This is a genomic window from Saccharospirillum alexandrii (assembly GCF_043641555.1).
Taxonomy (GTDB): Bacteria; Pseudomonadota; Gammaproteobacteria; order Pseudomonadales; family Natronospirillaceae; genus Saccharospirillum; species Saccharospirillum alexandrii_A.
This window is the reverse complement of the sequence record NZ_JBHZRJ010000003.1, coordinates 79,172-93,967: the sequence shown is the minus strand read 5'-3', so window position 1 is coordinate 93,967 and position 14,796 is coordinate 79,172. Positions and strand designations below refer to the sequence as shown.

Genomic DNA, 14,796 nt, shown 5'->3' with positions numbered 1-14,796 from the left:
TTACACCACGATAACCCCAAAGGCTCCAGAGTAAGCCGAATTCGACAGATATCCGTAGATAAGGCGAAGGCTTTAATGGAACCCGGAATGTCACTCACACTGAAGCAGGCCCGGCAGCACAACACCCGTTTTCACTTGGCCGAAGTGGAAGCATTGATGGGCACTTTTTACCAGATTCACCTCTTCGACGCTAAGCGCGGGCACCTGCTGACTGACGACGCAGGTCGGCCGGTTCAGCTGAAGTCACTGCCCGGCGTGCGCAGCCTGCTGCAACAATTACCGCTGGATCAGGCAGAACTGGTTCACCGGTCGGCGTTTGGCGAAATGATCGGCCTGGACGATACCGACAACACCCTCCGTGTGCCGCTGCGCCTGCACCAACCCGACAACCCGGAGGCTGATGTATGACGCCCACCCAAACCCTGCTGTTCTGGTCTCTCGGTGGCCTGCTGTTTTTCTGGGCAGGTGCCCTGTTGCTGTTTATCAACCCAGGATGGGTTGAGGTGTACATCAGTTTCAGTGCCCTGATTCTGAGCTTTCTGTCTGGCAGCCTCTGGGTGCAGAGTGCCAGCCAGGATACCCGGCGGAACCGGCGCACACTCAACCTCACCATGGGCTATTTCCTGCTCGCCTGGCTGGCCCTGTTTCTGCCGCCCGCCATCGCTCTGGTGCTACTGGGCATTGCCTACCCGGTACTCTGGTGGCAGGAAAAAGACCGCTTTTTCACCATCTACACACCCGACTACCGTCGGCTACGTACCCTGTTGAGCTGGAGTGTTGCAGCCAGCCATGTGCCTGCGGCCGCCGCCCTGATTGGAGCCGCTTCATGAAACTGATCATCGGTGCCAGTGGCGGTGTTGGTCAGGGCCTGTTAGCGGCCTGGGAGCAGAGTGAGCGGGTAGGAACCTACCACCAGCACCACCCTTCAGAGCCAACTGGGCAGAGCCACCTGCGCTGGCTGCCCTGTAATGTACTGCAGCCCGGCTGGGCCGATGACCTGCTCGATGCCGTAGGGCCCGACCTGCCCGAGACCATCGTGCTCTGCAGCGGCATACTGCACGATGCGGATCATCAGCCGGAGAAAAGCATCACCCGCTTCGACCGCGACTGGTTTGCCCGTTCCATCGCCACCAACACCCAACCCTTTGGCGAACTGGCCGCCGCCGTCACTACCCGGGCCCGGCGAGACCAGGCTGTTACCCTGGCGGTGATATCAGCCAAGGTAGGGTCCATCAGCGATAACAAGCTCGGCGGCTGGTACAGCTACCGGGCCAGCAAGGCCGCCCTCAACATGCTGGTACGCACCACTGCCATCGAATGGCGTCACCGCCTGCCGCAAAGCTCCCTGCTGACCCTCCACCCCGGCACCACCGATTCAAGGCTGTCGGCTCCGTTTCAAAAGCGCCTTCCCGAAGGCCAACTACACAGCCCGGATTACACCGGGCAGCGGCTGGCTCAGCTAATCGACAACGCCCAGCCTAAAGACAGTGGCGCTTTTTTAAGCTGGGATGGAAGTTTACTACCTTGGTAGAGGTGTACTTACAGCCAATCGCGCCGAGTACCAGTTGTTGCCAGGGGCCCGTGACGGCCACCGGGTAGGCTCATACAGGGTCGGGCGGAATGCCGCCCACTCAACCCATCCATGGGGCCTAGACCGCAGCATCCATGCTGCGGACTTCCCTGTATGAACCTACCCGGCAGCCGCCACTCATATCGCTGGCCCAACCAAAAACCGCATTACCCAGTCGGATAAAAAACACGCTTCGGGAAAAACTCGCCACCGAACCTGTAATTTTGTTACATTCTGCTGAGTGAACTCTCTACTATTGCCCGGCTCACTGGCTTAATTCATTTTACGAACCCGGTGAGCCGGAGCCTGTATAGGTTGTGCAGCCATGATTAAAAAAATCGGAGTGTTAACCAGCGGTGGCGACGCGCCTGGCATGAACGCGGCGATCAGGGCCGTGGTACGCAATGCCATCGTTAAGGATCTGGAGGTTTATGGCATTCGGGATGGTTATCTGGGCCTCCATCTCGACCGGATCAAACCGCTGAAACGCCAGGACGTGTCAGACATGATCAATCGCGGTGGCACCTTTCTGGGGTCGGCCCGATTTCCGGAATTCAAGGAAGAATCGGTTCGGCGCGAATGCATCGACAACCTGCGCAAGCATGACATCGATGCCCTGGTTGTGATCGGCGGCGATGGCTCCTACATGGGCGCCAAGCGACTGACTGAAATGGGTTTCCCCTGCGTTGGCCTGCCCGGAACGATCGACAACGACGTCGCTGGAACCGACTACACCATTGGCTTTCACACGGCGCTGAACACCGTGCTCGACGCCATCGACCGGTTGCGCGATACCTGCTCGTCGCACAATCGCATATCCATTGTCGAAATCATGGGCCGGTACTGCGGTGACCTGACTATTATGGCGTCTATCGGGGGCGGGGCTGAATACACCATTGTGCCCGAAAAAGGCTTTGACGAGGCATCGCTGATCAAGACCGTTGCCAACAACGTCATCACCGGCAAGAAGCACTCCATCATCGCCATTACCGAGCATGTGACCGACGTCAGTGCTCTGGCCAAGCGCATCGAAGCGCGAACCGGTCTCGAAACCCGGGCTACCATACTGGGGCACATTCAGCGCGGCGGCGTCCCCTGCGCGTTCGACCGGGTAATGGCCAGCCAAATGGGTGCCTATGCGGTTGAGTTACTGATGGAGGGTCACGGCGGCCGTTGCGTGGGGCTGCAAAGCAACCGTCTGGTGCATCATGACATTATCGATGCCATTGAAAATATGCCCCGCCCGTTCAAACAGGACCTGTACGACCTGACCAAATTGCTGGCCTGACAGGCTCCCCGGGGGAAGGTATCCACCCGGGGTTGACCCATGCGGGGTTGGTTAATCGAGCGTAGTGATAATGCGGGAATAGCGGGCTATGTAGCGTCGCGCTTCGTCCACCAGCAGACGACCATCGATACCCTGCGTCGAGACGTCTTCGATCCAGCGTTGCACGACCTGCTCGCTGAGGTCTTCAAAGGCGTAGATCTCATCGACCGGCAACTTGGTCAGATTTTCATATTGAACCATCCGGCCAGGCACCTCCAGATCATCCCAGGCGAGACCCATCTCCTTCACGAAATCAATGCCGATGTTGTCGTCGATGACCTGCTGCAGGTCGGCAGGCAAGGCATCGAACTGGCTTTGATTCATCAGAAACAGGAACACCGAGGTGCCGAAGCGGCTGCCGTCCGACCCTATTGTCGAATGACCCACCAGTCCTTCAAGACCGATTGAGGAAAACACCTCGAACGGGATCAGAGCACCATCAATACTGCCATCGGCCAGGGCATCCCGAATGCGGGGCGCTGGCATGGCGGCCTGCTCGGCCTGCCAGGCATCGATCAGCCAGCCACCGGTGCGTGAGGGGGTACGAATGGTCAAACCGCGCAAATCAGAGGGTTCGGTCACGTTCTGATTGGCCATCTGAATCGCATTGCCGGCGTGCACGTGCACCAGCAGTGGCTTCAGCCCCTGATAGTCGGCCTCAATCAGATCAAAATTGGCAAAAATCGCCCGGTTGGTGGCATAGGCGCTGCGAAAATGCACCGCAGGCAGCTCGAAAACTTCGGTACGGGGAAAGCGGCCCGGTGTATAACCGGCCAGTGTCCACACCATGTCCACTTCACCGGACTCAACCTGATTCACCAGCGTTGGGGGCGCCCCGCCCAGCGACATTGCCGGGTGAATGCTGATATCGATGCGGCCGTTGCTTTGCTCGCGAATTCGCTCGGCCCAGGGCTCCAGCAGTACTTTCTGAGCCGGTGAGTCCGGGCCTAAAAAGTGATGCAACCGAAACTGGAACTCCTCCGCCTGAGCCGTGCTTACCAGGCTGACCAGACTGGTTACGACCAGGCAGATCAGAGGCAGGCGTTTAACCGGCTTCACAGCTAACCGGTGGTTGCTATCCTTCATAGTATGAACGCTCCTTAAAGCAGACAGGCCATCAACAGCCCGGGCTGAAACATGACTCAGTCGTAATCGTTGTTGTTTGAGGTGACCAGTGCCAGCCAGGCGCAGCCTGGATGACGACAGATTCAGATAAAAGGGTGGGCATGAGACATCGGCCAACTGGCCCCGATTTTCCACCCCTCTGGAGGTTACCGTGACCCTTAACAGGGTACGACGAGCCCACTCATGGACGCAGCGTTCCATCGCAAAATCGAGAGGTAGCTCACACTATCTACCCATGTTCATCAATAGAAACCGCGTCTCCTGGCAGATCGGCATCTATTTGACGCGTTGAACCGTGAAAAACACCTACGAAAAGTCAAATCACTGGCATTCGCACTCGCCTGACTGCGTATTAAAGAGGGGCGGGTGGATTAGAAGATGTCGGCCGGGTCCAGACCGAACAGGGATGGATCGCCGGGGTCGACACTCTCACCCTGCTCGTCTTCCGGGGTGACTTCGCCTTCAAAATCCGGATTGTCCTGGCGCACAATAATCTCTACCCGGCGGTTGGTAGCACGACCTTCCGGCGTATCGTTACTGGCAATGGGCTTGGTTGAACCGTGCCCGACGATGGTAAAGCGGTCTTCACTCATCTCCGGAGCGGCCCAGAGGTATTCGGCAACCGATAAGGCCCGGGCTGAACTGAGCAACCAGTTACTGCGAAAGCGCGCAGTCGCGATGGGTATATCGTCGGTATGGCCTTCAATTGACAGGGTACCGGGTACCGTCACCAGCAAATCCCGAACGCGGTCAAGAATGGGTAAGTATTCATCGGCAACGAAGTCGGTTCCCGCGCCGAACGACTGTTCGCGCACCCGAATAATGATCGTCTGATTAACGGTTTCGATATCGAGCATGCCGTCGGCAATGACATCAGCCAGAGCCTCGGCTATCCGCTCTGCCTGCTCTTCCACCTGGCGTTGTGCCTCGGCGTCCGACACCCGCACCTGGCGTGACTGCAAGCCGGACTCACCTTCAGCCTCTTCCTGCATCAGGGTCGTATCCTGGCAAAGTATCTCCAGCGAGTCGCGCAAGTCATCGACGGTATCCTGACGGATAACGTTCAGGGGCGTCGGATCCGGGCGGCCCGGGCTGAATTCCTGGGCAATGATGCTGGTGCCCTTGGGCACTTCATTGAACTGAAGTTCGGCCTGAACACCAAACGCATTGCGCAAAGACCCGGCCAGGCGTTTGAACTTGAGCGCATCCATCTCCGAAAAGGACAGTAACAGCACAAAAAAGCACATCAACAGTGCCATCAAGTCAGAAAAAGTGGCCATCCAGGCTGGCAGCCCTTTCTTGCATTCGGGACAGTCGTCTTCAAATTCGTCGCTCATCAGATGACCACCGCCATGTCATTCAGCTCCGCGTTTGGATGTCGGTAGGTAACTCTTGAGCATGGACTCGATAATTCGCGGGTTTTGTCCTGCCTGAATGGACAGCAACCCGTCAATGACCATCTTTTGAATGCGCTCTTCTTCCAACGCCCGGAATCTGAGTTTATCGGCGATTGGAATCGCGACCACCGTTGCCAGCAAGGATCCGTAAAGCGTTGTCAGCAGAGCCACCGCCATGGCAGGACCAATCGCCTTCGGGTCATCCATGTTAGCCAGCATGGCCACCAGACCGATTAGCGTCCCGATCATACCCATGGCAGGAGCGACATCACCCAGTGCGGTGAAAAAGGTCGTCCCTTCTTCGTGCCGTGCTGACGTCATCTTCATGTCTTTGCTGAGCAGTTGTTTGACCACTTCCGGGTCATGTCCATCAACCAGCAACTGTATGCCTTTGGAGAGAAACTCATGGCTGGTTTCACGCCCCTCCAGTGACAACAGCCCACCCTTGCGAGCCGCGTCGGCCAGCTCAACCACTTCATCAATCATGTCGTCAGGCGTCACCAACTTAAAGGAAAACGCTTTTCCCACGACGCTTCCCACCCCGAGAAATTTCTCCAGGGTCAATTTGGACATTGCCACAAACGTCGATCCGACAAACACAATGAGAATGGAAGGTACGTTAACAAACATGCCCAAATTGCCACCCAGCAACATCGACATCAAAACCATCGCAAAGGCCCCGATGAGGCCAATGATCATCGCTAAATCCACAGTGTAAGCTTCCCGGTCTGGTCCCGTTGAATCGTCTATCCTGTTATTCTAACAAGAGTCTAGCAATAGTCTGGCAGAACAGCGTGCTCTACAGGCCTGTTTCAACCCCGGCTATCAAGGACGTTCCGTCCATCTTAACCGGTATATCGGCAGGCACGATCATTGTTTGACTGTAAAACGCCCGTTTCGGGAAAAGAATATCAGCAGAGTGTAAAGTATCGGCTGGCGCCAAATGGTTGACCCCTCTGGCCTGCCTTCGTACCTTACGCCACCACCACAGCCCAGGACCCCGACATGACCGACCCAAAAACCGATACGTTTGAAGCCAAAATGGGCCAGCTGGAGACACTGGTCAGCCAGCTGGAGTCCGGTGAACTGTCGCTGGACGATGCCATGAAAACCTTTGAACAGGGCATTAAGCTGACGCGAGAGTGCCAGTCTGCGCTCGACCAGGCCGAGCAAACCGTGCAGGTACTGCTCGGCGAACCCGGTCAGGAGCAGCTGTCCCCGTTAACCGATTCCGAGTGAGCCAACGCCCCAATGACCTTTGCGTCTTTTCAGAACGATACCCGCCAGCGTCTTGAGCAGCACCTCAATCAACTGTTGCAACAGCCGGTCGCTAGCCGGCTGGTCGAGGCCATGCGTTACTCCCTGCTCGATGGCGGCAAGCGCCTGCGCCCAACCCTGGTGCGTGCCGCCGCCGAAAGCCTGAGCGCCGAGCCCGACACCTGGCTGTATCCGGCCGCCGCATTGGAGATGATGCACGTCTACAGCCTCATTCACGATGATCTGCCCGCCATGGACGACGACGACCTGCGCCGTGGCAAGGCCACCAACCACCGGGCCTTCGACGAAGCCACCGCCATACTGGCCGGCGACGCCCTGCAAAGCCTGGCTTTTGAACACCTCAGCCAGACACCGGGCCTGGACGCAAACACCCGCCTGGCCATGGTCGGTATTCTGGCCAGGCAGGCCGGACACGCCGGCATGGTGGGCGGCCAGATGCTGGATCTGCAGGCAGAAGGGCAACAACTGGGGCTCGACGACCTGGCCCGTATCCACCGCCTTAAAACCGGCGCACTGATCGAATCGGCCCTGCATCTTGGTGCCCTGTGTACCAATGCCCCCCTGCCCGACGTTACCCGCGCAGCGTTAACCACCTTCGGCCAGGCTCTCGGCCTTGCGTTTCAAATCACCGACGACATGCTTGATGTCACGGCCGATACCGCCACTCTGGGCAAACCCCAGGGCAGCGACGCGGCGCTGAACAAATCCACCTACGTGCAATTGCTCGGTCTCGACGGCGCCCGGCGTGAGGCGCAGCAGCACACCGACGCTGCCCTGGCCGCGCTCGACCAACTGGGCATCGACCCGGCATCTCCCCTGCGAGCACTGACAAACTATGTTCTAAACCGGAACCACTGATCGTGTTCCTTAGCGACCGAACTTCCCGCAACGACCACTAGGGACGAACAGGGCTTTCCGTTACAATGCCGTGCCCGGCAGACACAGACCGGGACGACCCACACCATAACGATCATCACTGGTTCCGTTGCAGGGACAGGCTCGAAGGCAGGAAAGCGCATTTTCATGAAGGTTTTTACTCACATCCCCAAAACAAGACCGGTCACGCCCCTGCTCGATACCATCGACACGCCGGCAGACCTGCGTCTGCTGACGCTGGACGAACTGCCCCGCCTGGCGGATGAACTGCGCGAATTCCTGCTCTACAGCGTCGGCCAGACCGGGGGGCACTTTGGCGCCGGTCTGGGCGTCGTGGAACTGACCATCGCCCTGCACTATGTCTACGAAACACCCGACGCCTCACTGGTCTGGGACGTCGGCCACCAGGCCTACCCCCATAAAATACTGACCGGGCGGCGCGAGCGCATGCACAGCATCCGCCAGGCCGAGGGTCTGGCTGCCTTTCCAAAGCGCGATGAAAGCGACTATGACACCTTTGGCGTCGGCCATTCCAGCACGTCCATATCAGCGGCGCTGGGCATGTCGATTGCCGACCGGTTGCTCGGTACTCCGCGCCAGAGCGTTGCCGTCATCGGTGATGGCGCCCTGACGGCCGGCATGGCGTTCGAAGCCCTCAACCACGCAGGTCACGACGGCGCAGACATGCTGGTGGTGCTGAACGACAACGACATGTCGATTTCGGAAAACGTCGGCGCCCTGTCGAAAACCTTTTCCCGGGTCTTTTCCTCCAAGACTTACTCGCACATGCGCGAGAACAGCAAGAAGGTCCTGCAGAACCTACCGCCCATCCTCGAATTCGCGCGCAAGGCCGAGGAACACGTTAAAGGCATGGTGTCGCCCGGCACCCTGTTTGAAGAGCTGGGGTTCAACTACGTCGGCCCGGTAGACGGCCACGATGTGATCGAACTGGTGCATACCCTGCGCAACCTGAAAACCTTCAACGGACCGCAATTTCTGCACGTGGCCACCCAAAAGGGCAAGGGGTTCACCCCGGCCGAGAACGAACCGATCAAATACCACGCCATCACCAAGCTGGAAAAGAAAGACGTGGAACCGGCCGCCAAACCCCCGGCAGGCCCCAAATACTCCAACGTCTTTGGCCAGTGGTTGTGCGACATGGCCGGCAGCGACGACCGCCTGATGGGCATCACCCCTGCCATGCGCGAGGGCTCAGACCTCGTCGCATTCGCCGACCAGTTCCCGGACCGCTATTTCGACGTCGCCATCGCCGAACAGCATGCCGTTACCCTGGCCGCCGGCATGGCCTGCCAGGGCGCCAAGCCGGTTGTCGCCATCTACTCGACGTTTCTGCAACGCGCTTACGATCAACTGATTCACGACATCGCCATTCAAAACCTTGATGTCACCTTCGCCATCGACCGCGCAGGCCTGGTCGGTGAAGACGGCCCAACCCACGCGGGCAGCTTCGATCTGAGCTTTTTACGCTGTATTCCCAACCTGGTCATCATGGCGCCCAAAGACGAAAACGAATGCCGTCAGATGCTCAGCACTGCGTATCACCACCCCGGGCCAGTCGCTGTGCGCTACCCGCGCGGCACAGGGCCGGGCGCCATCATCGAAACAGCGCTAACGGTATTGCCCCTGGGTGAAGCCGAAACACTGCGCCAGGGCAAAAAAGTCGCCATCCTGGCCTTCGGCAGCATGGTCGCACCGGCCCAGGTCGCCGCCGACGCACTCGACGCCAGCCTGGTTAACATGCGCTTCATCAAACCTTTGGATAATGAGCGGGTTCTGGACATGGCTCGCAGCCACGACCTCATCGTGACCGTAGAAGAAAATGCCATTTGCGGCGGCGCTGGTTCAGCAGTCACCGAATGCCTGCACCAGGCCGGCCTGACCACCCCTGTATTGCAACTGGGTCTGCCAGACACCTACATCGACCACGGCAAACCCCAGGATTTACTGGCCAGTGTTGGTTTAAATGCGCCTGGAATTCAGGCAGCGATTGAGCGTCGCTTCAGTAGCTCATAACTAACGTTTCGGAGTTCGGTTCACCTCAAGGGCATTGGCCCGCACCGGATGCCGGGTATGCCTCTGTGGGGTCGGCGTAGATCCCTCCATGGAGCCTAGACCGCAGCATCCTTGCTGCGGACTACCCCACAGAGGCATACCCAACACCCAGTGCTAGCCTTCTGGGCGAACTCCGAAACGTGAGTTATTAACATTGAGGTTTGTTCACCAAAAACATGTACTGGCATGTTTAGGGTAAACCACGAACCAAGTGTCAGCTGCCGGGTAGTGCCATCTGGGGTAGTCTGAGGCATGGATGCCGAAGCCTAGGCCCCATGGATGGGTTCACGCCGACCCCGGATGGCCCTACCCGGTAGCTGGCACGGTCCACTGGCACAGATGAAAAGTAGCCACCCATCAACAGGGAGAATACCATGCCACAGACACTCGATTTCTGGCGCACGGTCATGCAGTCCAAGCCTGGCAGCCAGGAGGAAACCCCTTTCGGCCCCGATGCGCTGGTGTATAAAGTGGCAGGCAAGATGTTCGGCCTGATTGGTCTTGGCGACAGGCTGACCATGAACCTGAAATGCGACCCTCAGGATGCCCTGATACTAAGAGAGGCTTTTCCTGCCGTCACACCCGGCTATCATATGAACAAGCAACACTGGAACACGGTTGATCTGACCGCCGGTTTGGAACCGGACCTGATCAGCGAATGGATCGACGACTCCTACTTGCTTGTCGTTCGCTCCCTACCCAAAAAGCAGCAAGCCCAACTGCTGAGCCCGACTCAGCCGGAGACCAGGGATGAATAACCTAACGCTCGTGATCGCCAACAAAAACTACTCCAGCTGGTCGCTGCGCGCCTGGCTGTTGATGTCTCACTTTAAAGTCAACTTTCAGGAAGTTCGCGTTCCGCTCGATACGCCTGAAACGCCAGCCCTGATGGACCAGCACAGTCCGAATCGCCGCGTACCCGTGCTGAAAATCGGTAAGCTCAGCGTCTGGGATTCACTGGCCATTTGCGAAACCGTGAATGAACGGTTTCTGCAAGGGGCCGGTTGGCCGTCTAACCCCGATTTGCGCGCTGTGGGTCGCTCGGCTTGTGCTGAAATGCACAGTTCCTTCTTGGCCTTGCGCCAGACCATGCCGATGAACTGCCGACGTGTGGTCAAGGGCTTCACGCCAGACGCCGCCACCCGCGCCGATATTGACCGGATGCACACCCTGCTCAGCGATTGCCTGCAGCAATCCGACGGGCCGTTCCTGCTGGGTCGCTTCTCCATTGCCGACGCCTTTTTTGCACCGGTCGCTTTTCGACTGCGTGGCTATGGCATCGAGTCGCCCGAGCCCGTCACTGCCTGGATCGACCGGATGCTTGAATTGCCGTCACTGCAGGCCTGGCTCGATGCTGCCCGCGATGAAACCGAAACCATTGACGCCGAAGAAGTCCCTGACCAGGGCTGACGGAAACGGGAGCTCACCTGATGTCGAGTTTTGAACACACCATGCCTGACAACGCACCTGCCGTGCTGACCACCGAACAACTGAAGCAATACCAGGAAGACGGTTTTCTGTTGCTGGAAGGCTGGGTACCGGATGACCTGAGACAGCAACTGATTGAGCGTGCCTACCAACTGATCGAGCAGGCAGACCTGACCGAGCACAACCGGTTCTCCACCACCGATCGGGCGCAAATCAACAACGATTTCTTTCTGGAGTCGGCCGAAACCATTCGCTGCTTCTTTGAAGAAAAAGCCTTCGATGACACTGGCGAACTCACCCAGCCCCGCGCACAAAGCATCAACAAGATCGGTCACGCCCTGCACGATCTCGATGATGTGTATCAGGCCTTCGCCCGGCGTCCGGAATTCGGCAAACTGGCACGCGACCTGGGCCTGCAGGCCCCGCACCTGTACCAGACCATGGTGATTTTCAAACAGCCCCGCATTGGTGGCGAGGTCACCTGGCATCAGGATGCGACCTTCTTTTACACAGACCCCACCAGCGTCATCACCTACTGGTTTGCGCTGGAAGATGCCACCCTCGAGAACGGCTGCCTCTGGGTCGAGCCGGGCGGCCACACCGGCCCCTTGCGTGAACGTTATTTCCGCGAAGACAGCGACCTGCGCATGGAACCGCTGGACGACACCCCCTGGCCTGATGACACCTCGGGCACGCCCATGCCCGTCAAGGCGGGCAGTTTGCTGGTGTTCCACGGCCACTTGCCGCACTACAGCGCCCCCAATCGCTCTGATAAATCCCGACTGGCCCTCACCTTTCACGTGGTCGATGGCCAAATCACCTATGCACCCGAAAACTGGTTGCAGCGCCCGACCCTGGGCACGTTTCCGCTGTAACCGTCGTAGAATGAGGAGTCGCTCGTGTTCGATGTAGCCACTACCCTGGCCCAGCTCAGTACCGACGAAAAAGTCAGGTTACTGTGCGGAAAAGACGCCTGGCACCTGCACGGTATAGAGCGGCTGGGCATCCCGTCCATCACCCTCACCGACGGCCCGCATGGCGTGCGGCTCAGTGAATCTCAGGCGCTGGATGATTCCGCCCTGCCCGCCACCGTGTTTCCGGTCGAGGCAGCCATGGCCGCCAGCTGGAACCCGGAATTGCTGGAGCAGGTGGCTGCGGCCATTGGCGAAGAGTGTCAGTCGATGGATGTGGGCATCCTGCTCGGCCCGGGCGTGAATGGAAAACGCACGCCTCTGGGCGGTCGCAACTTTGAATATTTTTCGGAAGATCCGTTTCTCTCGGGCGCCATGGCCAGCGCCTTTGTTCGCGGCATTCAGTCGCGCGGCGTGGGGGCCTGCCTGAAGCACTTTGCCGGCAACGAACAGGAAACCCGGCGTTTTCTGGTCAATGCCGAGATTGACGAACGCACCCTGCAGGAGCTCTACATAGAGCCCTTTGCCAAAGTCATTCGCGAGAACCCGCCGTGGACGATGATGGGCGCCTATAACGCGGTCAACGGCGTGCACGCCTGTCAGTCGACCGACTTATTGCAACGCATCCTGCGCGACCAGTTGAGCTACGATGGCCTGGTCATGTCTGACTGGGTCGCGGTTAAAGACAAGGCCGCCTCCCACATCAACGGGCTCGATCTGGAAATGCCTGGCCCCGGTGAGCGCGATGCCGAACTCCATGCCGCCCTGGCCGATGGCCGTATCAGCGACGCCGAACTCGACCAGCGGGTCACTCGGGTGCTGACACTGATAAAGCAGGTGTTGGACAACAACCGAACCGTTACCGTCGAATGGCCAGCCCACCATGAACTGGCCACGCAACTGGCGGTCGAGTCGATGGTGTTGCTGAAAAACGAAGCCAGCCAGTTACCCCTGAAACCGCAACAGCGCATTGCCGTCATTGGCGACTTTGCCCGCCACCCGCGTTTTCAGGGCGGCGGCAGTTCGCACATGACGCCACACCAGCTCAGTACGGCTCTGGGCGCCATCGAACAACGTGCCGAGGTGATTTTCGCCGAAGGGTACACCGAAACTCAGGTCACGCAGGAACAACTGGACGCTGCCGTTAGCGCAGCTACCGGGGCAGACCGCGTGGTTCTGCTCACCGGCACGACCGACTCCATGGAAAGCGAAGGCTTCGACCGCGCCGATATGAAACTGGCCCCGGATCATCTGATGCTGATCAGCGCCATCGCCGATGCCAACCCCAACGTCACCCTGGTGCTGCACACCGGCTCGGCCATCGAGACTCGCCAGTTCGAACACCAGATTCCGGCCATGCTGCAAGCCTGGCTCAGCGGGGAAGGCGGCGGTGAGGCACTTGCCCGGGTATTGTTTGGCGAAGCCAACCCCAGCGGCAAGCTCAGTGAAACCTTTCCGGTACGGCTGGAGCACAACCCGACGTTTGAGACCTTTCCCGGCACCAAAGCCACGGTTGCCTATCAGGAAGGTCTGTTCACCGGTTACCGCTACTACGACACCAAAGCCCTGCCAGTGCAGTATCCCTTCGGTCACGGGCTCAGTTACAGTCAGTTCACCCTGGGGGATCTAACCTACCACGCCGATGCACGCCAGGTCAGTTTCAGCATCACCAACCAGGGGCCGGCCGAGGGTGCTGAGGTGGTGCAACTGTATATCCACGACGAAGCCAGCACGTACCGGCGGCCAGTGCACGAACTGAAGGCGTTCCGGAAAGTCAGGCTGGTTCCCGGAGAAAAACGTACGGTCACCCTGCAGCTTGATGCTCACGCCTTTGCCTATTACGTGCCCCATCTGAACGGTTTCGCAGAAGAGAGCGGCCGGTTCGAATTGCGCCTGGGATTTTCGTCAAGAGACATTCGCCAGACGCGCTGGGTGACTGTCGAATCCGACACCGATGTCCGGATACTACCGACCCTGGGTGATACGGTTCAGGACTGGCTGTCAGACAGCCGCACGGCGCCCGTTCTGCAAAACGAACTGGATCGTCTGAACTTTACCGCATCGCATCCGATGTACGGCATCGCACTCGGTTTCCCGATTCCCCAGCTCATTCAGTTTATTCCCCATATGGGGTACGACGAAAACGATGCCAGGGACGTACAGCGCTCGCTTGAACAGCATTGGAGCCAGATCCAGACGGTGGCCTGAACCCGGCCTTTAGACGGCTAATCAGCCTTCGCGCCGGTAGGTTCCCACCAGCCGGTTCATGCCAATGATGTTGGGTTCTATTTTTTCCAGCAGCTGCCACAGGGTTAGGTCGGGTGTATAGCGTTCGTTGCTGTCCAGCGCCAGCACCCAGAAATAATAGCGGTGAGTACCGTGCCCTTCCGGTGGCATGGGGCCACCGTAACCGGAATGGCCAAAATTGTTTTGCCCGGCCGTTCCCAGGTCAGTGCCTGCTGCCAGTTCGGTCAATGACCCCGGCAGGTTGTAGAGCACCCAATGCACGAAACCGTAATTGCCATTGGATGACACCAGCGGCGCATCCGGATCGTGGCAAATAACGGCGAACGACTCGGTGCCTTCCGGTACCTTGTCCCAACTCAGTGCGGGTGAACGATCTTCCCCTTCACCGGTGCAGTCACGGGGAATCACGCCATCGGCTGGAAAATCAGAACTGCTTAGGGTCATGGGCGACAGGGCAAATGGCATGGGCAAACCTCCAAACGTTGACGTGAACAGAGACAGTCGTTTCTGCGCGGACCACTACACTGGCAAATCACTGGGCCACAGGTCAATCAAACCTTGGTC

The 14,796-nt window shown here is 58.6% G+C and carries 15 protein-coding genes; 11 read left to right on the top strand and 4 right to left on the bottom strand.

Annotated elements, in window-relative coordinates; all coding sequences use genetic code 11:
• The first annotated feature begins 87 nt into the window (after positions 1–87).
• The 4 genes from ACHUE7_RS10800 (at position 88) to pfkA (ending at position 2,858) form a co-directional block, all read left to right on the top strand.
• The gene (locus ACHUE7_RS10800) at positions 88–408 is read left to right on the top strand and encodes a DUF6482 family protein (protein WP_394169965.1); all 321 of its coding nucleotides are present in this window, start codon (positions 88–90) and stop codon (positions 406–408) included.
• Complete coding sequence (locus ACHUE7_RS10795; protein WP_394169964.1) at positions 405–830, top strand: DUF3429 family protein; 426 nt, start codon at positions 405–407, stop codon at positions 828–830. Before ACHUE7_RS10800 ends, ACHUE7_RS10795 begins: the two co-directional genes overlap by 4 nt.
• Positions 827–1,531, top strand: a complete 705-nt coding sequence (locus tag ACHUE7_RS10790) for an SDR family oxidoreductase (RefSeq protein ID WP_394169963.1) — start codon at positions 827–829, stop codon at positions 1,529–1,531. The genes ACHUE7_RS10795 and ACHUE7_RS10790 overlap by 4 nt, the downstream gene beginning before the upstream one ends.
• Before the next feature lie 364 nt (positions 1,532–1,895).
• On the top strand, positions 1,896–2,858 hold the full coding sequence (gene pfkA, locus ACHUE7_RS10785; RefSeq protein WP_213677035.1) for a 6-phosphofructokinase: 963 nt from the start codon (positions 1,896–1,898) through the stop codon (positions 2,856–2,858).
• A 51-nt stretch (positions 2,859–2,909) separates the two neighbouring features.
• Here the strand turns inward: pfkA and ACHUE7_RS10780 are convergent, their stop codons facing one another.
• The 3 genes from ACHUE7_RS10780 to pomA all read right to left on the bottom strand — a co-directional run bounded on the left by ACHUE7_RS10780 (position 2,910) and on the right by pomA (position 6,130).
• Positions 2,910–3,983, bottom strand: coding sequence for a TRAP transporter substrate-binding protein (locus tag ACHUE7_RS10780; RefSeq protein WP_394169962.1), 1,074 nt, complete (start codon positions 3,981–3,983; stop codon positions 2,910–2,912).
• Positions 3,984–4,393: 410 nt separating this feature from the next.
• Positions 4,394–5,359, bottom strand: coding sequence for a flagellar motor protein MotB (locus ACHUE7_RS10775; protein WP_394169961.1), 966 nt, complete (start codon positions 5,357–5,359; stop codon positions 4,394–4,396).
• Between the two features lie 18 nt (positions 5,360–5,377).
• Positions 5,378–6,130 (bottom strand): flagellar motor protein PomA, encoded by a 753-nt coding sequence (gene pomA / locus ACHUE7_RS10770; RefSeq protein WP_394169960.1) that lies wholly within the window; start codon positions 6,128–6,130, stop codon positions 5,378–5,380.
• 294 nt (positions 6,131–6,424) lie between these two features.
• Between pomA and ACHUE7_RS10765 the strand changes: the two genes are divergently transcribed.
• The 7 genes from ACHUE7_RS10765 (at position 6,425) to ACHUE7_RS10735 (ending at position 14,193) form a co-directional block, all read left to right on the top strand.
• Positions 6,425–6,658 (top strand): exodeoxyribonuclease VII small subunit, encoded by a 234-nt coding sequence (locus ACHUE7_RS10765; RefSeq protein ID WP_127560638.1) that lies wholly within the window; start codon positions 6,425–6,427, stop codon positions 6,656–6,658.
• 12 nt (positions 6,659–6,670) lie between these two features.
• Positions 6,671–7,555: a polyprenyl synthetase family protein gene (locus ACHUE7_RS10760; RefSeq protein ID WP_394169959.1), complete on the top strand. Its 885-nt coding sequence runs from the start codon at positions 6,671–6,673 to the stop codon at positions 7,553–7,555.
• A 165-nt stretch (positions 7,556–7,720) separates the two neighbouring features.
• Entirely contained in the window at positions 7,721–9,607 is a 1,887-nt protein-coding gene (gene dxs, locus ACHUE7_RS10755) for a 1-deoxy-D-xylulose-5-phosphate synthase (protein ID WP_394169958.1), read from the top strand.
• 413 nt (positions 9,608–10,020) lie between these two features.
• Complete coding sequence (locus ACHUE7_RS10750; protein ID WP_394169957.1) at positions 10,021–10,404, top strand: MmcQ/YjbR family DNA-binding protein; 384 nt, start codon at positions 10,021–10,023, stop codon at positions 10,402–10,404.
• A complete protein-coding gene (locus ACHUE7_RS10745) occupies positions 10,397–11,056 on the top strand; it encodes a glutathione S-transferase family protein (protein WP_394169956.1) in 660 nt (219 codons plus the stop codon). The genes ACHUE7_RS10750 and ACHUE7_RS10745 overlap by 8 nt, the downstream gene beginning before the upstream one ends.
• 20 nt (positions 11,057–11,076) lie before the next feature.
• Positions 11,077–11,949, top strand: a complete 873-nt coding sequence (locus tag ACHUE7_RS10740) for a phytanoyl-CoA dioxygenase family protein (protein ID WP_394169955.1) — start codon at positions 11,077–11,079, stop codon at positions 11,947–11,949.
• Positions 11,950–11,973: 24 nt separating this feature from the next.
• Positions 11,974–14,193, top strand: coding sequence for a beta-glucosidase (locus ACHUE7_RS10735; RefSeq protein WP_394169954.1), 2,220 nt, complete (start codon positions 11,974–11,976; stop codon positions 14,191–14,193).
• Between the two features lie 21 nt (positions 14,194–14,214).
• Here ACHUE7_RS10735 and ACHUE7_RS10730 read toward each other — a convergent pair whose 3' ends face one another.
• The gene (locus ACHUE7_RS10730) at positions 14,215–14,697 is read right to left on the bottom strand and encodes a YbhB/YbcL family Raf kinase inhibitor-like protein (protein ID WP_394169953.1); all 483 of its coding nucleotides are present in this window, start codon (positions 14,695–14,697) and stop codon (positions 14,215–14,217) included.
• Positions 14,698–14,796: the final 99 nt, after the last annotated feature.